Origin of the sequence: Paenarthrobacter aurescens, assembly GCF_025421775.1 — a bacterium.
Lineage (GTDB): Bacteria > Actinomycetota > Actinomycetes > Actinomycetales > Micrococcaceae > Arthrobacter > Arthrobacter aurescens_B.
Genome location: NZ_JAOEFX010000003.1, coordinates 609,002 through 631,019, shown reverse-complemented (window position 1 = coordinate 631,019; position 22,018 = coordinate 609,002). Strand labels below are relative to the sequence as shown.

The 22,018-nt window shown below is 61.3% G+C and carries 21 protein-coding genes; 6 read left to right on the top strand and 15 right to left on the bottom strand.

Annotated elements, in window-relative coordinates:
• Positions 1-120: 120 nt before the first annotated feature.
• The 3 genes from N7568_RS09065 to fdxA form a co-directional block, all read right to left on the bottom strand.
• Positions 121-1,404, bottom strand: coding sequence for a citrate synthase (locus N7568_RS09065; RefSeq protein WP_090818059.1), 1,284 nt, complete (start codon positions 1,402-1,404; stop codon positions 121-123).
• A gap of 232 nt (positions 1,405-1,636) precedes the next feature.
• Positions 1,637-2,785 carry a succinyldiaminopimelate transaminase gene (gene dapC / locus N7568_RS09060; RefSeq protein WP_261609501.1) on the bottom strand — a complete coding sequence of 383 codons (1,149 nt, stop codon included), beginning with the start codon at positions 2,783-2,785 and terminating at the stop codon, positions 1,637-1,639.
• A 14-nt stretch (positions 2,786-2,799) separates the two neighbouring features.
• The gene (fdxA, locus tag N7568_RS09055; RefSeq protein ID WP_024817464.1) at positions 2,800-3,126 is read right to left on the bottom strand and encodes a ferredoxin; all 327 of its coding nucleotides are present in this window, start codon (positions 3,124-3,126) and stop codon (positions 2,800-2,802) included.
• Positions 3,127-3,260: 134 nt separating this feature from the next.
• Between fdxA and N7568_RS28660 the strand changes: the two genes are divergently transcribed.
• Positions 3,261-3,527: a putative acetyltransferase gene (locus N7568_RS28660; protein ID WP_439898970.1), complete on the top strand. Its 267-nt coding sequence runs from the start codon at positions 3,261-3,263 to the stop codon at positions 3,525-3,527.
• Here N7568_RS28660 and N7568_RS09050 read toward each other — a convergent pair.
• Both N7568_RS09050 and typA read right to left on the bottom strand, forming a co-directional pair.
• Entirely contained in the window at positions 3,445-3,861 is a 417-nt protein-coding gene (locus tag N7568_RS09050; RefSeq protein ID WP_261609500.1) for a hypothetical protein, read from the bottom strand. The genes N7568_RS28660 and N7568_RS09050 overlap by 83 nt on opposite strands.
• Positions 3,862-3,894: 33 nt before the next feature.
• Positions 3,895-5,811 carry a translational GTPase TypA gene (gene typA / locus N7568_RS09045; RefSeq protein WP_089595701.1) on the bottom strand — a complete coding sequence of 639 codons (1,917 nt, stop codon included), beginning with the start codon at positions 5,809-5,811 and terminating at the stop codon, positions 3,895-3,897.
• A 283-nt stretch (positions 5,812-6,094) separates the two neighbouring features.
• Between typA and N7568_RS09040 the strand changes: the two genes are divergently transcribed.
• The gene (locus tag N7568_RS09040; RefSeq protein ID WP_261609499.1) at positions 6,095-6,952 is read left to right on the top strand and encodes an SGNH/GDSL hydrolase family protein; all 858 of its coding nucleotides are present in this window, start codon (positions 6,095-6,097) and stop codon (positions 6,950-6,952) included.
• Positions 6,953-7,051: 99 nt separating this feature from the next.
• Here the strand turns inward: N7568_RS09040 and N7568_RS09035 are convergent, their stop codons facing one another.
• The 5 genes from N7568_RS09035 to N7568_RS09015 all read right to left on the bottom strand — a co-directional run bounded on the left by N7568_RS09035 (position 7,052) and on the right by N7568_RS09015 (position 13,232).
• Positions 7,052-8,761 carry an ABC transporter ATP-binding protein gene (locus N7568_RS09035; RefSeq protein WP_261609498.1) on the bottom strand — a complete coding sequence of 570 codons (1,710 nt, stop codon included), beginning with the start codon at positions 8,759-8,761 and terminating at the stop codon, positions 7,052-7,054.
• Positions 8,762-8,771: 10 nt separating this feature from the next.
• Entirely contained in the window at positions 8,772-9,716 is a 945-nt protein-coding gene (locus tag N7568_RS09030) for an ABC transporter permease (RefSeq protein ID WP_090818045.1), read from the bottom strand.
• Positions 9,706-10,635: an ABC transporter permease gene (locus N7568_RS09025; protein WP_026539948.1), complete on the bottom strand. Its 930-nt coding sequence runs from the start codon at positions 10,633-10,635 to the stop codon at positions 9,706-9,708. The genes N7568_RS09030 and N7568_RS09025 overlap by 11 nt, the downstream gene beginning before the upstream one ends.
• 124 nt (positions 10,636-10,759) lie before the next feature.
• Entirely contained in the window at positions 10,760-12,442 is a 1,683-nt protein-coding gene (locus N7568_RS09020; RefSeq protein ID WP_261609497.1) for a peptide ABC transporter substrate-binding protein, read from the bottom strand.
• 322 nt (positions 12,443-12,764) lie between these two features.
• The gene (locus N7568_RS09015) at positions 12,765-13,232 is read right to left on the bottom strand and encodes an SRPBCC domain-containing protein (RefSeq protein WP_261609496.1); all 468 of its coding nucleotides are present in this window, start codon (positions 13,230-13,232) and stop codon (positions 12,765-12,767) included.
• A 63-nt stretch (positions 13,233-13,295) separates the two neighbouring features.
• Between N7568_RS09015 and N7568_RS09010 the strand changes: the two genes are divergently transcribed.
• Complete coding sequence (locus N7568_RS09010; RefSeq protein WP_261609495.1) at positions 13,296-13,421, top strand: hypothetical protein; 126 nt, start codon at positions 13,296-13,298, stop codon at positions 13,419-13,421.
• 120 nt (positions 13,422-13,541) lie between these two features.
• Here N7568_RS09010 and ychF read toward each other — a convergent pair whose 3' ends face one another.
• Positions 13,542-14,627 carry a redox-regulated ATPase YchF gene (gene ychF / locus N7568_RS09005; protein WP_261609494.1) on the bottom strand — a complete coding sequence of 362 codons (1,086 nt, stop codon included), beginning with the start codon at positions 14,625-14,627 and terminating at the stop codon, positions 13,542-13,544.
• A gap of 111 nt (positions 14,628-14,738) precedes the next feature.
• Between ychF and N7568_RS09000 the strand changes: the two genes are divergently transcribed.
• The gene (locus tag N7568_RS09000) at positions 14,739-16,028 is read left to right on the top strand and encodes a DNA recombination protein RmuC (RefSeq protein ID WP_261609493.1); all 1,290 of its coding nucleotides are present in this window, start codon (positions 14,739-14,741) and stop codon (positions 16,026-16,028) included.
• Positions 16,029-16,100: 72 nt separating this feature from the next.
• On the opposite strand, the gene N7568_RS08995 is transcribed toward N7568_RS09000, so the two are convergent.
• Together N7568_RS08995 and N7568_RS08990 are read right to left on the bottom strand one after the other, a co-directional pair.
• Complete coding sequence (locus N7568_RS08995) at positions 16,101-17,186, bottom strand: 4-hydroxy-3-methylbut-2-enyl diphosphate reductase (protein WP_261609492.1); 1,086 nt, start codon at positions 17,184-17,186, stop codon at positions 16,101-16,103.
• Between the two features lie 24 nt (positions 17,187-17,210).
• Positions 17,211-18,074, bottom strand: coding sequence for a hypothetical protein (locus N7568_RS08990; RefSeq protein ID WP_261609491.1), 864 nt, complete (start codon positions 18,072-18,074; stop codon positions 17,211-17,213).
• Positions 18,075-18,257: 183 nt separating this feature from the next.
• Between N7568_RS08990 and xseA the strand changes: the two genes are divergently transcribed.
• Both xseA and N7568_RS08980 read left to right on the top strand, forming a co-directional pair.
• Positions 18,258-19,535 (top strand): exodeoxyribonuclease VII large subunit, encoded by a 1,278-nt coding sequence (gene xseA, locus N7568_RS08985; RefSeq protein WP_261609490.1) that lies wholly within the window; start codon positions 18,258-18,260, stop codon positions 19,533-19,535.
• 40 nt (positions 19,536-19,575) lie between these two features.
• Positions 19,576-19,833 (top strand): exodeoxyribonuclease VII small subunit, encoded by a 258-nt coding sequence (locus tag N7568_RS08980; protein WP_261609489.1) that lies wholly within the window; start codon positions 19,576-19,578, stop codon positions 19,831-19,833.
• Positions 19,834-19,853: 20 nt separating this feature from the next.
• Here the strand turns inward: N7568_RS08980 and N7568_RS08975 are convergent, their stop codons facing one another.
• Together N7568_RS08975 and N7568_RS08970 are read right to left on the bottom strand one after the other, a co-directional pair.
• On the bottom strand, positions 19,854-20,708 hold the full coding sequence (locus tag N7568_RS08975) for a polyphosphate kinase 2 family protein (protein ID WP_261609488.1): 855 nt from the start codon (positions 20,706-20,708) through the stop codon (positions 19,854-19,856).
• A gap of 54 nt (positions 20,709-20,762) precedes the next feature.
• Entirely contained in the window at positions 20,763-21,983 is a 1,221-nt protein-coding gene (locus N7568_RS08970; RefSeq protein ID WP_026546228.1) for a pyridoxal phosphate-dependent aminotransferase, read from the bottom strand.
• Positions 21,984-22,018: the final 35 nt, after the last annotated feature.

The following is a 22,018-nucleotide window of genomic DNA, read 5'->3' as shown; positions in this document are numbered from 1 at the left end:
GGCTCCCCCTCTGCCTTCGCCACTCCCATCCTGTCCCGCTCCCCCCGCACATCTCGGGGCGCCCCCCCCCTCCGCGGAGCTCGGGCGGGCCCCGCCGTCGTTATTGACGCTTTTCCCGTATCAGTTGGCCGGGTAGTTCCGTTCCGGCTCCCCTGTGTAGAGCTGCCGCGGGCGGCCGATCTTGGTCTGGGGATCGTTGATCATCTCGCGCCACTGGGCAATCCATCCCGGGAGGCGTCCGATGGCGAAGAGCACGGTGAACATCTTCTCCGGGAAGCCCATGGCCTTGTAGATGAGGCCGGTGTAGAAGTCGACGTTCGGGTACAGCTTGCGCTGGATGAAGTAATCGTCAGCCAGGGCCTTCTCTTCGAGGCGCATGGCGATGTCCAGCAGTTCGTCGTTGCCGCCGAGCTTGCCGAGAACTTCGTGGGCCGTTGCCTTGATGATCTTGGCGCGGGGATCGTAGTTCTTGTAGACGCGGTGTCCGAAGCCCATGAGGCGGACGCCGTCTTCCTTGTTCTTGACCTTCTCCATGTAATCCTCGGGCTTGATGCCGTCGGCCTGGATCTGGCGGAGCATCTTCAGCACGGCCTCGTTGGCGCCACCGTGGGCGGGTCCGAAGAGTGCGTTGATGCCGGCGGACACCGACGCGAAGAGGTTCGCGTTGGAAGAACCGACCAGGCGCACGGTGGACGTGGAACAGTTCTGCTCGTGGTCAGCATGCAGGATGAGAAGGAGGTCCAGTGCCTTGACGACAACGGGATCCATTTCGTACTGCTCAGCGGGCAGGCCGAAGCTCAGGCGCAGGAAGTTCTCTACCAGGTTCATGGAGTTGTCCGGGTAGAGCATCGGCTGTCCGATGGACTTCTTGTGGGCGTAGGCCGCAATAACGGGCAGCTTGGCCATGAGGCGAATGGTGGAAACTTCAACGTGCTCCGCGTTGAAGGGATCCAGCGAGTCCTGATAGAACGTGGACAGCGCCGATACAGCCGAGGAGAGCACCGGCATGGGGTGGGCGTCACGCGGGAACCCACCGAAGAACCCCTTGAGCTCTTCGTGCAGGAGCGTGTGGCGCCGGATCTTCTGATCAAACTCTTCCAACTCCGTGGGGGTGGGAAGGTTGCCGTAGATCAGCAGGTAGGAAACTTCGAGGAAGCTCGAGTGCTGCGCGAGCTGCTCAATCGGGTAGCCGCGGTAACGCAGAATGCCTGCGTCGCCATCGATGTAGGTAATGGCCGAGGTAGTGGCCGCTGTGTTCATGAAGCCGGGGTCATAGGCAACGGCGCCCGTCTGCTTCAGCAGCTTGGAAACGTCGTAGCCTTCGTTTCCTTCTACAACCTGGATGCGCGGCAGTTCGAGTTCGCCGCCGGCATGGCGCAGTGTTGCGCTGGTGGTCTCAGTCATGGAGTCCCCTTCATGAGGCCTTTGGGCCTCTATCGAACGCTTGTCCAACCAACTTCTGGTGCCGCCGCCTTCGGCCCTACTGTTGCAGGGCTCCAACGGCCGAAGTGCTTTCTTAGTGAAGGCCACCATTGATAGTCAGTTAAAAAGCTACCGCCAGTAACCCTACGGAACTAATCCGTGCCGTCCGGTTACTGGCGGAATGACGCTAAGAGTGGCGCAAGTCACAGCATTGTTATGCGTTGGCCCCAAGTCGGTCCACAGCGGCGTCAATTCGTTCATCGCTGCCCGTGAGCGCTACACGGATGAAGCCATTACCGGCATCTCCGTAGAAAACCCCCGGGCCTACCACGATGCCCAGTTCCGCGAACCGCGCCACCGTATCCCAGGTGGCTTCGCCTGCCGTGGACCACAGGTAAAGGCCGGCCTTGGACTCGTGGATCTGCAAGCCGAACTTCTCCAGCGCTGGAACGATCCTCTCGCGGCGCCCACGGTACAGATCCTTTTGGGCCAGAACATGGCTCGCGTCACCCAAGGCCACACGCATCGCTTCCTGCACGGGGAAGGGAACAATCATGCCGGCATGCTTGCGGCTGTTGACCAGATTGGCCATGATCGCTGAGTCGCCGGCCACGAAGGCGGCACGGTATCCGGCCAGGTTGGACTGTTTGCTCAAGGAGTACACGCACAACAGGCCGTCAGTGGAGCCGCCGCTGACGCGGGGATCCAGGATGCTGGGGACAGCTTCTCCCCCTCGTTGGACGTCCCATTCGCCCCAGCCCAGCTCGGCATAGCATTCGTCCGAGGCCACCACTGCACCAAGTTCGCGGGCCTGGCCCACGATCCTGCGGAGCGATTCCACGTCCCGGACACTGCCGGTGGGATTGCCCGGCGAGTTGATCCAGACCAAGCGGACCTTCGCACGGGTGGCGGCATCCAGTTCGTCCAGGTCGTCGGCAGCAACGGCCGTAGCGCCCGCCAACGATGCGCCAATGTCATAGGTGGGGTAGGCAACGGTGGGCCTCACCACCACGTCGCCTGCACTCAAGCCGAGCAGGAACGGCAGCCAGGCCACCAGCTCCTTTGACCCCACGGTGGGCATGACATCCTTGGGGTCCAGCCCCGGGACGCCGCGGCGGCTGGCGAACCAGTCCACCACTGCCTGCCGCAGGGCCTCGGTGCCGTGAACCGTGGGATACCCATGAGCGTCGGCCGCAGCGGCGAGGGCATCACGGATCAATCCGGGCGTGGGGTCCACGGGCGTGCCGATGGAGAGATTTACTGCCCCACCGGGGTGCTTGGCGGCCGTGGCGACATAGGGTGCCATAGCCTCCCAGGGGTAGTCAGGCAGGTTCAGGCCGAAAGCCGGCGCCGCGGAAATCAACGAAGCTACCGCCCTTAGTGGTCTTGGTTCTGCGGGGGCAGTGCTGAGATGAACGGGTGATCCTTGCCCGTATTGCCGATCTTTGCGGCTCCACCCGGGGAACCGAGGTCGTCGAAGAACTCGACGTTGGCCTTGTAGTAGTCGGCCCATTCCTCCGGGGTGTCATCCTCGTAGTAAATGGCCTCAACCGGGCACACCGGTTCGCAGGCACCACAGTCGACACATTCATCGGGGTGGATATAGAGGGAACGCTCACCTTCGTAAATGCAATCGACAGGGCACTCTTCAATACATGCCTTGTCCTTGACATCCACACACGGCTGCGCGATTACGTACGTCACGTCCCAGACCTCTCCACGGTTTGTCCCGGCAATGGCCGGGTAATACTGCCGGCATCATGCCGGACACTCAACTTCCGAGCCTATTATCCAACAGTCCGCTAACGCCAACCTAGCCCGCGTCTTAGTATGAAACGGTGACTCCCCCGCATTTGCCGCCCAGACAATTCCTCCTCACTGCAGAGCCAGGCATCCGGGTGGTGGTCCGATACAGGGTCGACGACGGCCTGACGGACGCGTTGGGCTACCTGCTGGGCGCCAGCGAAAACAGCTGCACAGTACGAACCCGAAGGTCCGACGTCGAAATTCCCTTAGCCATGGTCATCGCGGCGAAAGAGGTTCCGCCGCCACCACCCCGGCGGCAGGCGGTCCGGCGCGAAGGCGGCTCGCTGCCACCAGCATGACCAGTGTCACTGCTGCGATGCCAAAGACCCACACATTGCCCACGGCGTCGCCCAGGACCAGCTGCTTGGCGGGTCCTGCACCTGACAGGACCCCGACGGCGGCGTAGCTCACCACGCCGGCTACCGCCGTCGGCAGTATCGAGCGTGACCAGGCGGCCAACCACAACTGCACGGAGGCCAACAGCAACAGTGCCGCCACAACGCCCCACGGAACCTCGACGCCGGCCATCGACAATGCTTGGCGGTGCAAGGCTGTACCTGCCGTGGCAACGAAAAGAGCCGCCAGTACGGCCGCAGCAATGCCACGAACCGTACCGGCGGCTCCTCTCTTCATTCAGCTGTTCCTGACTGTTTCAGTCAGTGCAGGCTAGGACTTGGCGCGGGCGCGGTTGGCCTTGGCGCGCTCGTTGGAGTCCAGGATGACCTTACGGATACGGATGGCATCCGGAGTTACCTCGACGCACTCGTCTTCGCGGGCGAATTCGAGGGACTCTTCGAGGGTGAGATCGCGCGGCGGCGTCAGGTTCTCGAAGGTGTCGGAGGAAGCGGCACGCATGTTGGTGAGCTTCTTTTCCTTGGTGATGTTGACGTCCATGTCGTCAGCGCGGGAGTTCTCGCCAACAATCATGCCTTCGTAAACCTCGGAGGTGGGCTTCACGAAGAAGGAACCGCGCTCCTGCAGGTTGATCATGGCGAAGGGCGTCACAACGCCGGCGCGGTCGGCAATCATCGAACCGTTGGTACGGTATTCGATCGGTCCGGCCCACGGCTCGTAGCCTTCGGAAATGGAGGCAGCGATACCGGCGCCACGGGTGTCCGTCAGGAACCGGGTACGGAAACCAATCAGGCCACGCGCAGGGACGATGAACTCCATGCGGCACCAGCCGGTGCCGTGGTTGGCCATGTTGGTCATGCGGCCCTTGCGGGCAGCCATGAGCTGCGTGACGGCGCCAAGGTATTCCTCAGGAACATCGATGGTCATGTGTTCCATCGGCTCGTGCAGCTTGCCGTCGATGGTCTTGGTGACAACCTGCGGCTTGCCCACGGTCAGCTCAAAGCCTTCGCGACGCATCTGCTCAACCAGGATGGCCAGCGCGAGCTCGCCACGGCCCTGGACTTCCCAGGCGTCGGGACGCTCGGTGGGGAGGACCTTGATGGAGACGTTACCGATCAGTTCCTTGTCCAGGCGATCCTTCACCTGGCGGGCCGTGACCTTGGCGCCCTTGACCTTGCCGGCCAGCGGCGAGGTGTTGATACCGATCGTCATGGAGATCGCGGGATCGTCCACGGTGATCAGCGGCAGCGGCTGCGGGTTCTCGGCGTCGGTCAAGGTTTCACCAATGGTGATTTCCTCGATGCCGGCCACAGCGACGATTTCGCCCGGGCCTGCGGATTCGGCAGGAACACGGGTCAGGGCCTTGGTGGCGAGCAGTTCGGTGATCTTGACGTTCTTGAGCTCACCGTTGGCGCGGGCCCAGGCAACGGTCTGGCCCTTGCGGAGGGTTCCGTTGTAGATGCGGAGCAGGGCGAGGCGGCCAAGGAACGGCGAAGCGTCCAGGTTGGTCACGTGTGCCTGCAGCACGCCGTCCGGGTTGTAGGTCGGAGCCGGGATGTGCTCAATGATGGTCTTGAAGAGGGGCTCGAGGTCCTCGTTCTCCGGAGCCGAGCCGTTGGCCGGCTGGTCCAGGGACGCGCGGCCAACCTTGGCGGCGGCGTAGACGACGGGAACTTCGAGGACCTTGTCCAGGTCCAGGTCCGGAACTTCGTCGGCGAGGTCCGAAGCGAGGCCGAGGAGGAGGTCCATGGACTCGTGGACAACCTCATCGATGCGGGCGTCGGGACGGTCGGTCTTGTTGACCAGGAGGATGACCGGCAAGTGCGCAGCAAGGGCCTTGCGGAGCACGAAGCGGGTCTGGGGCAGCGGGCCCTCGGAGGAGTCGACCAGCAGGACAACACCGTCAACCATGGACAGACCGCGCTCTACCTCGCCACCGAAGTCGGCGTGGCCAGGGGTGTCGATGACGTTGATGGTGATGGTCTCGCCGTTGGACGACGGGCCGTTGTAGGCAACCGTGGTGTTCTTCGCGAGGATGGTGATGCCCTTTTCGCGTTCCAGGTCACCGGAGTCCATGACACGGTCCTCAACCTCACCATGGGAAGCGAAGGAGTTGGTCTGCTTGAGCATGGCGTCGACCAGGGTGGTCTTGCCGTGGTCAACGTGTGCGACGATCGCGACGTTGCGCAGATCGCTCCGCGACGCAGTGTTGGTGATGGTTTCAGACATGCGTTAATGACTCGTTTCAGTGGTGAAGTCAGCTGTTTGTATCCGCGCGCATACCTGATCGACTTGATCGGAACACACAGCGAAAAGACCCCGGGACACAGGGCACCTGCATCCAGTCTAAACGCAGTTGCATTTCCCAGCCTAAAAAGCAAGCCATTCGGCATCCGAATGTGGCGCTGCTCACATGGCATCACGCTTTAGTAACCGCTACTCCAGATGCTGGATTTTCCCGGCTCCGTGCCCCATGATGGCAGCAGAACCAGTGCCACACGGAGACCAATCGATGCGACAATCTTCGGCCGCGTTCCGCCTGCTCGCACCCTTGATCGCCGTTGGCGTTCTGGCGGTAGGCTGCGGAACCAGCCCAGTAACCCCCGTTTCTGCGCCCACGCGCCCTTCCGCCCCTGTACCTGCCCAGACGGCGGCCGCTGCTACACCGCTGAGAGCTGCTCCGGCGCCCAGCACCCTGGACCTGCCCGTCGGCTCGCTCTACAAGAATCCGGCGAACAACCGCAACGAACTGGTACTCGCCGACGTCCGGCACACGGCGGTCCTGATCGGCGACTCCCAGGCGATGCCCAAGGATTCCTGGCCGCAGCAAGGCATCGCATCGTTGGGGTACAAGCTGCACGTTGTGGGCATGGGTGGCACCGGCTTCGTGGCCACCAATGGCAAGACTGGAAATTACATCGACGCGTTGCAGCGCGGAGACTGGGTCCTCCCCTACGGAGACCCGCCCCTGATCGTGGTGCAGGGTGGTGGCAACGATGCCTCGCAGAAGGCTACCGATGCGCAGATCACCAGCAACGCAGATCGCCTGCTCGCGGCCCTGAAGAAGCGTTACCCCGGCGCCTCCGTAGCCATGATTGGAACCTTGGCACGCGGTGCAAGCAACGGAGGCGGCCGCCGCACGGAGGTTGACTCGCTGCTGGCCCGGATAGCCGCCAAGCACGGAATCCCGTTCGTCAGTACGGGTGACTGGCTCACCCGTTACGACGCAATTGGGGATCTCCAGGATGGCGTGCACATGAAGCCCTCCGGGCACGCCAAGCTCGGCGCAGTGTTGGCCCGTGAGCTCATTGCCTTGGGCCTCACTGCCCGCCCGGACAGCGTGGCCCCGGTGCAGACTCCCGCTCCGTAGCGGGCCTCGCAACGGGCAGATTAAACAGCAAGAGCCGGTGGTTTCCTTTCGGGAACCACCGGCTCTTCTGCTATCCAGCGATCAAACGTTCAACGCCGGTCAGGCTACCGCGGGTGGCAGCAGCAGCGAACCGCCGGGGATAGCATCCAGGAGAGCCTGGGTGTAAGCCTCACGGGGGTTGTCGAAGACATCGTCCGTGCTGCCCGTCTCCACAAGCTTGCCCTTTTCCATGACGCAAACGTGGTCCGCGATCTGGCGGACCACCGCGAGGTCGTGCGTAATGAACAAGTACGTCAAGCCCAGGTTGTCCTGGAGGTCAGCCAGCAGGTTCAGGACCTGTGCCTGCACCAGAACATCCAGCGCTGAGACGGCCTCATCGCAAATGATGACCTCGGGGTCCAGTGCCAGAGCACGCGCGATGGCAATGCGCTGGCGTTGGCCACCCGAGAGCTCGTTGGGGTACCGCTGCATCATGGACTGCGGCAGAGCTACCTGGTCCAACAGTTCCCGGACCTTCTTTTCACGGCTGGCCGCGTTGCCGATCTTGTGCACGCGCAGCGGTTCTTCGATGGTCCTGAAGATGTTGTACATCGGGTCCAAGGAACCATAAGGATCCTGGAAGATGGGCTGAACGCGTCGACGGAACTTGAAAAGTTCCTTGCCCTTCAACCCCGCAGTATCCACGCCGTCGAAGATGATCTGGCCCTCAGTGGGCTTCTCAAGCTGGAGAACCATCTTGGCAACAGTGGACTTGCCCGAGCCGGACTCGCCCACGATCGCCGTCGTGGTCCCGCGTTTGACGCTGAAGCTGACATCGTCAACAGCAGCGAAATCGGACGTCTGCCCCAGCCCCTGACGCAGTTTGTAGATCTTGCGCAGGTTCTTGATCTGGAGGACCTCGTCCTGGGCGCGGTCCTTCGCAGCCGCCACAGGTGCCAGGAGATCTTCAGCTTCGACACCCTGCTCCTTGGCCACCTGGATACGGCGCGAAGCCAAGGAAGGTGCCGACTCAACCAGGCGACGGGTGTACGGGTGCTGGGGGTTGCGCAGCAGATCCAAGGAAGGACCTGCCTCAACAACATTGCCCTGGTACATGACGATCACTTTGTCAGCGCGTTCGGCGGCAAGGCCGAGGTCGTGGGTAATGAGCAGCACGGACGTACCGAGCTCAGTGGTCATCTTGTCCAAGTGGTCCAGGATCCTGCGCTGCACCGTGACGTCCAGTGCCGACGTTGGTTCATCGGCAATAAGGAGCTTGGGCTGGCAACTCAGGCCGATGGCGATGAGTGCACGCTGGCGCATACCACCGGAGAACTCATGCGGATACTGCTTCGCGCGCCGTGCAGCATCAGGAAGGCCGGCTTCCGCAAGGACGCGGGCAACGTCCTCCGGGCCGTCCGGTCGACCGTTGGCCTTCAGGGTTTCGCGAACTTGGTAGCCAATCTTCCACACCGGGTTCAGGTTGGACATCGGGTCTTGGGGAACCATGCCGATGTGGCTGCCACGGAGTTCGATCATGCGCTTTTCCGAGGCGTGGGCAATGTCTTCGCCGTCGAGCAGGATCTGTCCGCCCGAGACGCGACCGTTGTTGGGCAAGAGGCCGATGGCGGCCAGCGCCGTCGTCGACTTTCCTGAACCCGACTCCCCCACAATGGCGACCGTTTCGCCCGGCATGATGGACAAGTGCGCGTTCTTAACCGCTTTGACCTCACCGGATCCGGTCTTGAAGGTAATGGCCAGGTCCTTGATCTCCAGGATGGGCCGTACGGGTGCAGTGGCTTCATCAATTCTGATGTTGGCAGAAGTCATGGTCGCCTCCTTAGCGCTGACGGCTCTTGGGATCAAGAGCATCGCGGACGGCGTCGCCAAGCATGATGAAGCTCAGGACGGTGATGGACAGGGCGGCTGCCGGATAGAGCAGGATTCCGGGGTTGGTGCGGATGGACGCGTTCGCCGCGGAAATGTCGTTACCCCACGACATCACGCTGCCAGGCAGCCCGACACCGAGGAATGACAACGTCGCCTCAAGGACAATGAAGACGCCCAATTCCAAGGTGGCCAGCACAATCACGGGCGCCAGGGCGTTCGGCAAAGCGTGCTTCACCAGGGCACCGAACTTGGAAACACCCAAGGAGCGGGCCGCGGTGACGAAGTCCGCGTTGCGCACCTCAATGACGGCACCTCTGGTGATACGCGCCATTTGGGGCCAGGCGAGCAAGGATATGGTCAGGACCACGGTCCAAACGCTCCTGTTCTCGCGGAACAACGGCAACTGGGTGATAACAAGGGCGCCGAGGATGATCGGCAGCGCGAAGAAAATGTCGCCGAGACGTGCAAGGACAGAGTCCAGCCAGCCACCGTAGTAACCTGCCAGCGCACCCAGTGTGACACCAATGAGGACGACGGCCAGCACGGACAGGACACCGACAGACAAGGAAGCCTGCGTACCGTGAATCACGCGGGAATAGACGTCGCAGCCTTGCAGGGTGAAACCGAGCGGGTGGCCGGCAGTGGGCGCGCCCTCAGAGTTGGCCAACTGGCAGTCGTTATTGGGTTCCACGCTGGTGAACAGTCCCGGGAAGACTGCAACGATCACCAGGAGCAGGATCAGCAGCGAGGAGACGATGAACATGGGGCGGCGGCGAAGCTTCCGCCAAGCGTCGGCCCAAAGGCTCAGTGGCGCCTGATCTGTCTTGACAGCGTCAGTGGCCAGAAGCGGCGTTTCCTCGACGGGAGCCACAAAGTGTTCAGTATTACTGGTCATAGCGGATCCTCGGGTCAAGCCAGGCGTACAGGAGGTCAACCAAGAGGTTGGTGATGACGAAAACAAGGACCAGGACGCTCACGATCGCAACGATGGTGGGGCCCTCGCTTCGCTGGATGGCCTGGAAGAGTTTGTTGCCCACTCCGGGGACGTTGAAGATGCCCTCAGTAACGATGGCACCGCCCATAAGGCCGCCAAGGTTGGCGCCCAGGTAGGTCACCACCGGGATCAACGAGTTCCTGAGAATGTGGGCCATCACGACGCGGGGCCGGGAGAGTCCCTTTGCCGTAGCTGTACGCACATAGTCGGCGTTCATGTTCTCGCTGACAGACGCGCGGGTCAGTCGGAGGACGTAGGCGAACGAGACCAGTCCGAGTACGACGGCTGGAAGAATCAGGTTGCCCCAGTCGGCATTGGCACCAACTGTAGGTTTGGCCCATCCGAGCTGGACACCGAAGACGAGCTGGAAAACGAAGCCCAACACGAAGGTCGGGACTGCGATCACCAGGAGCGAAACAACCAGGACGGTGGAGTCGAAAAGCTTGCCCTTTTTAAGGCCAGCGAAGACACCGAAAGCGATGCCGAACACGGCCTGGATGATGAGTGCTTCGATAGCCAGCATTGCCGTGACGGGGAAAGCCCTGGCCAGGGAGTCGGCGATGGGCTGCTGGGTGAAGTCAACACCAAGGTTGAAGGTAAACAAGTTCTTGATGAAGAGGCCATATTGAACCCAGAATGGCTGGTCCAGGTTGTACTGGGCCCGCAGGGCGTCGATGACGCTCTGCGGGGGCTGGCGATCTCCGAAGAGGGCGGCAATCGGGTCGCCGGGTAGTGCGAAGACCATGTAGTAGACGAGGAGCGTGGTCCCCAGGAATACCGGGATGACCTGCAGGAGTCTACGGAAAATGAAGCGAACCACGGGTCACCCCTCTCCGGTGGTGGGGCATTGGTGTGTCATGTGTGCCTTCCTGCCAAGCAAGCAAGGGGGGCCCGGCACTTTGGCCGGACCCCCTTTGCCCTAAGGCAAGTTCAGATCCTGGAGACTACTTGGCCTCGATGTCGAAGTAGCGGACGCCGCCGTTCCAGCCGGTTTCAGCTGACACAACGTTGTTGCTCCATACGATCGGGGTCGCCCGGTACCACAGGGGCAAGCCCGGGAGTTCCTTGAACAGGATCTCCTGTGCCTCGTTGAACTTCTTGTTGGCATCTTCAGGCGTCTTGGCAGCCAGGCCTTCCTTGAGGAGCTTGTCGAACTCGGCGTTCGAGTACTTCTCGTAGTTGGACGAGGCGTTGGTAGCCCATACCGGTCCGAGGAAGTTGTAGAGCGACGGGTAGTCACCCTGCCAGCCTGCGCGGGTCAGGCCCGGGAGGGACTGCGACTTACGGAGGTCCAGAACTTCAGCGAACTTGGCGAACGGCTGGATTTCAGCCTCGATGCCGAGGTTGTTCTTGAAACCGTTGGCTACGGCGTCGATCCATTCCTTGTTACCACCGTCAGTGTTGGAGGCGATCAGGAGCGGCTTGGAACCGTCGTACGGCTTGATCTTCTCGGCCTGGGCCCAGAGATCCTTGGCCTTCTGAGCGTCGAACTTCAGGACGTCGCTGCCGGGGATGGCGTCGTTGTAGCCGTCAAGCACGGGAGCCGTGAACTCGGTGGCCGGGGTACGCGTGCCGTTGAAGATGACCTTGGTGATCTCTTCGCGGTTGATGGCGTGGGACAGTGCCTGGCGACGCAGGATACCGGCTTCACCCTGGAAGTTCGGGTTGTAGCCCGGGATGTTCAGGGTGGCGTTGTTGGCGTTCGGGCGCGTGGAGTTACGGTCCGGGAAGTCCGTGGTGTAGGTCTTCAGCGCGTTCGACGGAACAACGTCCGTGATGTCGAGGTTGTCTGCCTGAAGATCCGTGTATGCGGGGCCCGGATCAGTGTAGAACTTGAAGGTCACGCCACCGTTCTTGGCAGCACGCGGGCCGGTGTAGTCGGCGTTCTTGACCAAGGAGATGGACTGGTCGTGTACCCAGGCACCTTCCTTCTCGAACTTGTACGGGCCGTTGCCGATCGGGTTCTCGCCGAACTTCTTCGGGTCCTTCAGAGCCTCGGAAGGCAACGGGTAGAAGGCGGAGTAACCGAGGCGCAGCGACCAGTCAGCCTCAGGCTGGCCGAGCTTGACCGTGATGGTCTGGTCGTCAGTCGCAGCCAGGCCGGACATGGTCTGGGCCGTAGGTGCCGGAGTGGAGGTCTTCTTGCCGTCGGCGCCGGTGGTCTCAGTGACTGCACTGACATCGGCGTAGCCCTCGATGGATTCAAAGAAGAAGCCATTGTTCTGGAGGTTGGTGCTCAGCGCGGCGAAGTTCCAGGAATCAACGAACGTCTTGGCCGTGATGGCTTCGCCGTTGGTGAACTTTGCGCCGGACTTGACCTTGATGGTCCAGTTCTGCGAGTCGGTTGTCTCAATCGACTCCGCCAGGGCGTTGACGGGCTTGCCGTCCGAGTCGTAGGCGCGAAGGCCTTCGAACAGCAGCTCGACGACGCGGCCACCATACACCTCGTTGGTGTTGGCCGGAAGCAGCGGGTTCTGCGGTTCGTTGCTGTATGCGGAAATGACCTTGTTCGGGTCAGCTGCGGCAGAGCTGTTTGTGCTGGTGCCGCCACCGCCGCCGCAACCGGTCACTGCGAGGGCGATGATTGCCGCTACGCCTAGAGCTTTGGAAGTGCGCGAGAAACGCATTCCGCCTCCTATGAGTCGTGGAGTTGAGCAGGGAAAATTCGTGATTTCCCCCAGGCACAGGCACAGTTTCCTACTGTGACGTTGCCTACATGTGTGTGTAAGCCTACCCACATTGTGTCCGGATGATGGGACATGCTGGCCAAACTGTAACCGTTCCGCAACCTACACATGCCTAAATTGACGCGGATTTCAAGTCAAACGCTACTCGGTGGTAATATTCGCTGTCTGACAGCAGGACAGGACGATTTTTGGGCAAAAAAGAGCCCCGGTTCAGTTAAACCGAGGCCCTGTCCCACACCTGGGAAAATCTTTGCAGTAGCGGTTAATGACGCTCGGCCAAAGCTGCCAATTGTCCTGTGACCATGCTCCAGCCCTCCTGCAAGCCAAGCTGCTCATGCTGCGCACGCGACTCCGGACTCCCGTGACGCGCCACGATTCTGTACAGCGTTCCGTCTGTGTGATCAGTGAAAGTGACCTCTCCCGTCACCGCAACGGGCTTGGGATGGGCGGGCCGAAGACTGCTATCCACAGCGTTGCTGAACACCAGACGCTCGCCATGATCAACAACGAGGAACGCGGCGTCCATGTGAGGAGTGAACGCAGAACCGTCCTCGCTCATGGAGGTTACGAACCCGCCCCCGGCATGCGGTGCGAATGATTCCACCCTGCACGTATAAGGCTCGGGGATCCACCATTGCTCAAAGAGTTCCGGTGTTGTCCAGGCGCTCCAAACGGTGGCACGTGGTGCACGTATGACCCGCTCGATCACCAGGTCCAGATCACGGTTCATGGTTCTCCTTTGAAGTAGCTGTATCTCGGGGCTTGCTACATCCTGACCCATTATGCTGGGCGAATGTCTACTGATGAAGAAAAGGATCCACCTGTCCCGGCTGATGTTGAGGGCAAGATCCCCAAAAAGACGCACGACAATCGCCACACCGAACAAGAACGAGCTGATAACGAACCCGGCGACTCCTAACGGACTCTATGCCGGACACAGCCATGGGCCCTCAAACGGCGAAGGCCGCAGGCAATGAAGTCTTGAACTTCATCGCCTGCGGCCTTCTGCGCTACAGGTCTCTTTGCTCGCTGAACCAGGTCACACGTTAAAGCGGAACTCCACCACGTCGCCGTCGGCCATCACGTACTCTTTGCCTTCGATGCGGACCTTGCCACGGGACTTCGCCTCAGCCATGGAACCGGCGTCGATGAGGTCGTCGAAGGAGACAACTTCGGCCTTGATGAATCCACGCTGGAAGTCGGAGTGGATCACACCGGCTGCCTGCGGCGCAGTATCACCCTGACGGATGGTCCACGCACGGGTTTCCTTGGGACCGGCCGTGAGGTAGGTCTGCAAGCCGAGAGTGTGGAACCCAACGCGGGCCAACTGGTCCAGGCCGGATTCGGTCTGGCCGTTCATCTCCAGCATCTCCCGGGCCTCTTCCTCGTCCAGTTCAACGAGGTCCGATTCCAGCTTTGCGTCGAGGAAAATGGCGTCAGCAGGAGCAACCAGGGCACGCAGTTCATCCTGCTTCGCCGGGTCTCCAAGAATGCCTTCATCCGCGTTGAACACGTAGATGAAGGGTTTGGCGGTCAGAAGGCCGAGCTCCTTGAGGTGCCCCATCTCCAGCTTGTCGCTCTTGATCGACGAGAAGATCGTGTCGCCACGTTCCAGCACAGCCTGGGCGGCCTTGATGGCTGCGAGCTCTGCAGCTTCGCGCTTCTTGATCTTGACTTCTTTTTCGATACGCGGGATGGCATTTTCGATGGTCTGAAGATCGGCCAGAATGAGCTCGGTGTTAATGGTCTCCATATCGGAGCCCGGGTCAACCTTGCCGTCCACGTGGATGACATCGGGGTCGTCAAAAACCCGGACAACCTGTGCGATGGCCTCGGCTTCGCGGATATTGGCGAGGAACTTGTTGCCCAGACCTTCGCCCTCGGACGCGCCCTTGACGATGCCGGCGATGTCCACGAAGGACACCGGAGCGGGCAGCAACTTCTGGGAACCGAAGATCTCAGCCAGCTTCGCCAGACGGGGATCCGGAAGGTTCACGACTCCGACGTTGGGCTCGATCGTCGCGAACGGATAGTTCGCTGCGAGCACCTGATTGCGGGTCAGTGCGTTGAAAAGAGTTGATTTGCCGACGTTGGGCAGTCCGACGATGCCAATAGTAAGAGCCACGAGCATTGATTCTACCTGCTGAGACCTTGCCAGTGCTTGTTCGTGCCCGCGGCGGGCGCCCCGCAGGGTCCCTTCACTAAAACTGTCGTACCCCTGTGACAGGGTTGCCTCATGGATGGATTTGGATTGGTTTTGGCCCTGCTCATGCTGCTGATCGGCGCCGCCGTCGGCTTGGCGGGGGGCTACGTCGTCTTTCGACGCCGGGGCGCCGGCTTGGAGGAAGACTTCGACGCCGTTTCGTCGCGGCTTTCAGAGGTGACTGCACAACTGGCAGCTGCCGACGCCGAACGGCGGCTTTTGTTCACGCAGAACCGCGAGTTGACGGCGTCCAGGAACTCGGATGGCAGCGTGCTGCGCGCCCTCGCTCCGGTAGCCGAGAAGCTGACGGCTGTGCAGCAACAGGTTTCACTTCTGGAACGGGACCGGGTGGAGCAATACGGACAACTTGCCCAACAACTGCAAGATGCCCGCACGTCCGACGAACAGCTCCTGCGATCCACGCATGCCTTGGCTTCGGCCCTCCGTTCCAACAGCGCACGCGGGCAGTGGGGCGAGGTCCAGCTCCGCCGGGTAGTTGAAGCCTCAGGAATGCTCCGGCACGTGGATTTCCATGAGCAGGTACATTCCGGCCGCACTGAGAACACGTTGCGGCCTGACCTCGTGGTCCAGCTGCCCGGTGGCAAGCAACTGGTGGTGGATGCGAAGGTCCCGCTGTCCGCATACCTCTCCGCTCAGGAACAACTGCACGGAGACGGTTCCTTTGGGGAATCTGTTACGCCCACGGGTAACCACGACTCCAAGACACTCCTGGCACACCATGCCAAGGCGCTCAAGGCCCATATCGACGCTTTGGCGGCCAAGAAGTACTGGGACATTCCGGGGAACTCCCCTGAGCTGGTGATCTGCTTCCTTCCGGCTGAGTCCATCCTGGCGTCAGCACTCGAGGCAGACCCGGCGCTGCTGGAACACGCCCTGTCACGGAACGTGGTCCTGGCCTCGCCCGGGACTCTCCTCGCAGTACTCAAGTCGGTGGCCTTCACGTGGCGGCAGGATGTGCTGACGGACAGCGCACACGAACTGTTCGAGCTCGCAAAGCAGCTCTACGAGCGGATGGGGACGCTGGGCGAAAATGTCGGCAAGCTCGGCAGCTCACTGAAGACATCCGTGGATCGCTACAACGCGATGGTGGGCACACTTGAGGCCCGTGTCCTCCCGACCGCGCGCAAGCTCAACACCATGGATGACGCTGGCCTCGCCGCGCCCATGTCCGTGGAGGCTGTCCCCCGCGCCTTGGCAGCCCCGGAGCTGCTGGCCGTGGACTCCCAGGAACAGCGCCCGACATTGGGTCATCACGATGGCAAGGATCAAGAAGACGCGGAAGACCGCGAGTCAGCCGCTTAAACGAACCGACCCGTAGTGGATGCCATCCTTGGGAGGGCAACCACTACGGGTCGGCTCAAAAAATCAATACTGCTAGGACGTGGGGCGGTTTCCACGTCCTCCGAGTGCGCGTGTCACATCGCCTGCTTTCTTCAACGTGGCCCGCAGCTCTTTGGGCAACGAGAAGAGCAAGTCTTCCTCTGCTGTCACGACTTCCTGTACCTCGCCGTAACCGTAGTCAGCCAAAAGTCGCAGCACATCCTTGACAAGCACTTCCGGAACGGAGGCTCCGGACGTCACACCAACGGTTGCCACTCCTTCGAACCAGGCTTCGTCCACTTCATTGGCAAAGTCGACTCGATATGAGCTCTTGGCGCCATACTCGAGGGCGACTTCAACCAGACGGACAGAGTTTGAAGAGTTCGCTGAACCAACAACGATGACCAAGTCCGCCTGAGGTGCGATCTTCTTGATGGCGACCTGACGGTTGGTGGTGGCGTAGCAAATATCGTCGCTGGGTGGATCCTGCAGCGTGGGGAACCGGTCCTTGAGAAGGCGAACGGTTTCCATGGTTTCGTCCACGCTCAGCGTCGTCTGTGACAGCCAAATGGTCTTCTCCGGGTCGCGGACAGTGACCTTGTCTACCTCGTGGGGACCGTTGATGATCTGGATGTGGTCTGGTGCTTCACCGGCGGTTCCCTCGACTTCCTCGTGGCCTTCGTGACCGATCAAAAGGATGTCGTAATCGTCCTTGGCGAAGCGGACAGCTTCTTTATGAACTTTGGTCACCAGCGGGCAGGTGGCATCTATGGTGCGGAGACCCCGGTCCTCTGCGGACTGGACCACGGCAGGGGAAACGCCGTGGGCTGAGAAAATCACCAAGGCACCCTCAGGGACCTCATCTGTCTCCTCGACAAAGATGGCCCCTTGTTCCTCCAGGGAGCTGACCACATGCACGTTGTGGACAATCTGCTTCCGGACGTAGACGGGCGCACCATAGTGTTCCAGAGCCTTCTCTACGGCAATCACGGCGCGGTCAACACCGGCGCAATACCCGCGCGGAGCGGCCAGCAGAACCTTCTTGGGACCCGTGACGGGAGCCGCTGCCTGGACCTCTTCCGGAGATCGCCGTCTGCGGGGCACCGTGGGCATAGGAATGGAAACTGCTGTGCTGGTCATCCCTCCATGTTACCGGCCAGGACTTTAGCTGCGGGCAGAACGTGACCGTTGTCGCCCTGACAGCACAGAACCAATGACGCCGATCACCAAGACAACCCCGGACGCCACCGCAGCGATCACCACCCACTCCCTAAAGCCCGTCCTGGCTGCCGTGAGGAACTCCTGCTTGAACAGCTCAGCCACGTCGTTGGCGCTGGCGAGGTTCCCGATCACTCCCCCGGCGAGGTCGGCTCCTGCCGTCCACAGTGCCGCAAGCGCCAAGCCACCCAGTCCCAGGAACACCAACACCAGCGAGCGTCGTCGAGCAGCCGCTAGAGCCAGGAGTGCTGATACCAGCGCGCCAGCGGCGGCGATCCACCACAACGGCGCAAAGGCAGCCACACGCTCCACCAGTTGCCGGTGGGAGGGCTCTCCCAAGGACACGAGGCTTTCCGCGGGAACCTCAAGCCTGATCCGTGTTGCCTCAGCGAAATGGTCGCGAATCAGCCTGACAAGGGGCCCTATATCCAAGACCAGTGCCGTGGAGGTTGCAGATTCTTCCGCCGGGTTTGCCGCTCCGAAGTTCAGCCTGTGGCTGTTCCGTACCGTCTCCTCCCAAGCCGCGGGGTAGTCGCTCCACGATTGCATGCCCGTGGCCGCATTCCGGAGCGCATCGGCTGCCAAGGACTGGATCGGCCCCGGGAGATCCACCGATGACTCGAAAGTTCCGACGGCGGCGGCGGCCAACCGGCTTTGGAAGTCGGGGTCGTTTCCCAACCCTCCCGCGATGCGGACGAATCCCTCTTCCTTCACGATGTTTTGGTCCACCCACGCGGCCGGAACGGCAACGGCTGTGAGCAGGATGGCGAGGATTACTCCCAATGCTGAAACGAAAGTACGCAAGGTCATCCTCAGGGCTCGGGGGCTGTGCCACCATCCTAGGTCTGTCCACATGATAGGGAAAATGTCGGTGCCCGGTACTAATGCTATGGATAGAGTTGGAAGGCGGCAGGCACCCATCGCCGTACCCCTGAGCGAGGATACAAATGATGCAGCATCAAATACGGCGAGCGAAACGGACGCGGGTCAGCCATGTCCGCTGAAGCAACGCCTGAATCCACCCTGCCTGGGACAGCTGCCGAAACCAGCCCCGATAATCCCTGGCCGCTGCAACTCCTGTCCCGCAAGCTCAAGGCGCATATCGAGCGCGCACCTGCAGCGTGGATCGAGGGACAGGTCATAGAACTGAACCGCCGGGGTGGCAATGCGTTCCTGACGCTGCGTGACGTTGATGCAGAGATCTCCCTGCCGGCATCAGTGTGGTCCACGGTGCTGGACCGCCAGAAAATACCCCTGGAACGCGGATCGCGTGTGGTGGCCTTGGTCAAGGCTGACTTCTGGGTGAAAACGGGACGGCTGAACATGTCCGTGAAGGACATCCGTCCAGTTGGCCTGGGTGACCTGCTGGCGCGGATCGAACGGCTGAGGCAGGCGTTGGCTGCCGAGGGACTCTTCGCTGATTCCCGGAAGCGCAAGTTGCCTCTTCTCCCCCACCGTATTGGGCTTATTACTGGAAGGGATTCGGACGCAAAGAAGGACGTCCTGCGCAACGCGGCCTTGCGTTGGCCTGCCGTTGAGTTCGACGTCCGCGAAGTGGCGGTCCAAGGCAACACCGCCGTTTCCCAGATCATCGCCGCGCTGAAGAAACTGGACGCCGACCCCCATGTGGACGTCATTGTCCTCGCCCGAGGCGGCGGCGCACTCGAAGATCTCCTCCCCTTCAGCAACGAGGACCTGATCCGCGCTGTTTCAGCGGCAACAACTCCGATCGTCAGCGCAATTGGCCACGAGGCCGACCGTCCCATCCTGGATGACGTCGCGGACCTCCGCGCTTCCACCCCCACGGATGCCGCCAAACGGATCGTTCCTGACGTCGCGGAAGAACTGGCCATGGTCCGCCAGGCCCGCGATCACCTCCGCCGCAGCATCGGCCGGATGGTGGATCGGGAGACAGACCGGCTCCATGCGTTGAAGTCACGTCCCGTGCTGGCCACCCCTGACACCATGGTGGATGCCCGCGCGGATGACATCCACCGCCTGCAACGGCGCTCCCATTCGGCGGTCAGCACCGCCGTTGTCCGCGCTCTGGACCAGGTGCATCACCTGCGGGCACAAGTAAGGGCCTTGTCTCCACAGAAAACGCTGGACCGTGGCTACGCAGTGGTCCAGATCGTCGGCGAGGACCAAGCAGGGCACACTGTGGTCAGCAGTCCCGAAGAGACTCCAGAAGGCACCGCACTGGCCATTCGCGTAGCTGAGGGCCGCTTCAAGGCTGTCTCCACCGGCCAAGGACAACTCATGGAGCACTGATTTTCCCAGGCTCCCGTCACTACCAAAACCAAAGGACATCATGACCGAAAACAATCCACCGGCCCCGTCGCCTGCCTCCCTGGACGACTTGAGCTACGAAGAAGCCCGTGAGCAACTTGTCGGCGTAGTGGGCCGCTTGGAAGCGGGCGGAGCCAGCTTGGAAGAGTCCTTGGCGCTCTGGGAACGGGGCGAAGCCTTGGCCAAGCGGTGTGAGGACTGGCTGGAGGGTGCACGCAAACGTCTGGCGACCGCAAGAGACGCTGGCAACGACGCCGGGGCTGCCGCGGGCACTGACTAGCGGCTGCTTCAGCGAACGGTTCAGGACTCCGCGACGAGGGCGCGCTCAGCGGCGACATCGAAGTTAGCCTTGGGCCAATCCAGGTTCAACCCACCGAGGGCATCCAACAGCAACTGCTGCACTGCGATGCGCGCGTACCACTTCTTGTTGGCCGGTATCACGTGCCAGGGAGCAAGGTCGGTTGAGGTCTTCTCAAACGCGGAGCCATAGGCCTCCATGTAGTCATCCCAGTACGCACGTTCCGCGAGGTCGCCATGGCTGTATTTCCAGTGCTTGCTGGGATCGTCCAAACGGGCGATCAAACGCTTCTTCTGTTCGTCCTTGCTGATGTTGAGCATGACCTTGACAATGGTGGTTCCTTGCTCTGCAAGGCGGGCCTCGAAGTCGTTGATCGCGGCATACCGACGTTCCAACTCCGAGGCGTCAGCCCAACCGTGTACACGGTGGATCAAGACGTCCTCGTAGTGTGAGCGGTCGAAGACCCCCACCATCCCCGCCCCTGGAACCTGCTTTTCGATCCTCCACAAGAAGTCGTGCGACTTTTCCTCGTCCGTGGGAGCCTTGAACGCGGACACTTGAACGCCTTGCACGTCCATGGCGCCCACCACATGGCTGACAATGCCGCCCTTGCCGGCGGTATCCATGGCCTGCAAGATCAGCAGGAGCCTCTTGGAGCTGCCGAACCGGCCTTGGGCGAAGAGCTTCTCCTGCAGTTCTTCCAGCCGCGCGTCCTGGGCTTCCAGCAGTGCCTTGCCGTCAGCTTTTGCGCCCGTGTAGCCGGGCGTTGAGTCCGGATCCACGCCGGCCAGCGTGAACCCGGACCCGACCCTCAGTACCTCAGCAGGACTCTTGGCGAACTCAACTGCAACAGCCATCGGGTGTGCCTTTCCGCAGGGCCGCGCCCTCGTGGAACGGCCATGGACCTCAGGCTAGTTGCCCGGGTACCTCGACAGGAAGTCCGCCATGCGGCCAATGGCCTCTTCAATGTCCTTGACGTTGGGCAACGTGACCATTCGGAAGTGGTCAGGACGAACCCAGTTGAACGCCCGGCCATGGGAAACCAGGATTTTCTGTTCCTTCAGCAGGTCCAGCACAAACTTCTCGTCGTCCCGGATGTGATAAACCTCGGGGTCCAGTTTGGGGAACAGGTACAGGGCTCCCCTGGCCTGCTGGGTGCTGACTCCGGGGATGGCATTCAACAGATCGTAGGCCTTGTTGCGTTGTTCCAGGAGCCGGCCGCCGGGCAGGATGAGGTCGTTGATGCTCTGGTAGCCACCAAGCGCCGTTTGGATGGCGTGCTGGGCAGGAACATTGGCACACAAACGCATGTTGGCCAGCAGGTTGATGCCTTCAAGGTAATCGGCGGCATCCTTCTTGGGCCCTGAGATGGCCATCCAGCCGGCGCGGTAACCGCAAACACGGTAGGCCTTGGACAGGCCACTGAACGTCAGGCACAAGACGTCGTCACCGGTGAGCCCGGCGAGGTTGATGTGGACGGCGTCCTCGTAAAGGATTTTCTCGTAGATCTCATCGGCGAAAAGCACCAAGCCGTGTTTCTCGGCCAAAGCCACGATCTTCTTGAGGGTTTCTTCAGGGTAAACAGCGCCGGTGGGGTTGTTGGGGTTGATCACCACAATGCCCTTGGTCCGGGGCGTGATCTTGGCTTCCATGTCTTCAAGGTCAGGCTGCCAGCCGGAGTCCTCGTCGCAGAGGTAATGCACGGGGCGCCCGCCGGCCAAAGCAACGGAAGCGGTCCACAGCGGGTAGTCCGGTGTGGGAATCAGGACCTCGTCGCCGTCTTCAAGGAGGGCCATGAGGGACATGGTGATGAGCTCGCTGACGCCGTTGCCAAGGTAGATGTCATCAACGTGGATGTTCTGGATGCCACGGGTCTGGTAGTACTGCGATACAGCGGTCCGGGCCGAGAAGATCCCGCGCGAATCACTGTAACCCTGGGCGTTGGGCAGGTGGCGGATCATGTCCACCAAAATGGCGTCGGGCGCTTCAAAACCGAAGGGAGCCGGGTTTCCGATATTCAGTTTGAGGATCCTGTGACCCTCTGCCTCCATCTGCTGGGCGGCCTGAAGAATCGGTCCACGGATGTCGTAAAGGACATTATGAAGCTTGGTGGACTGCTTGAATTTCGCCATCCCTCAAATATGCCACACGGGTGATGGACTTCAGC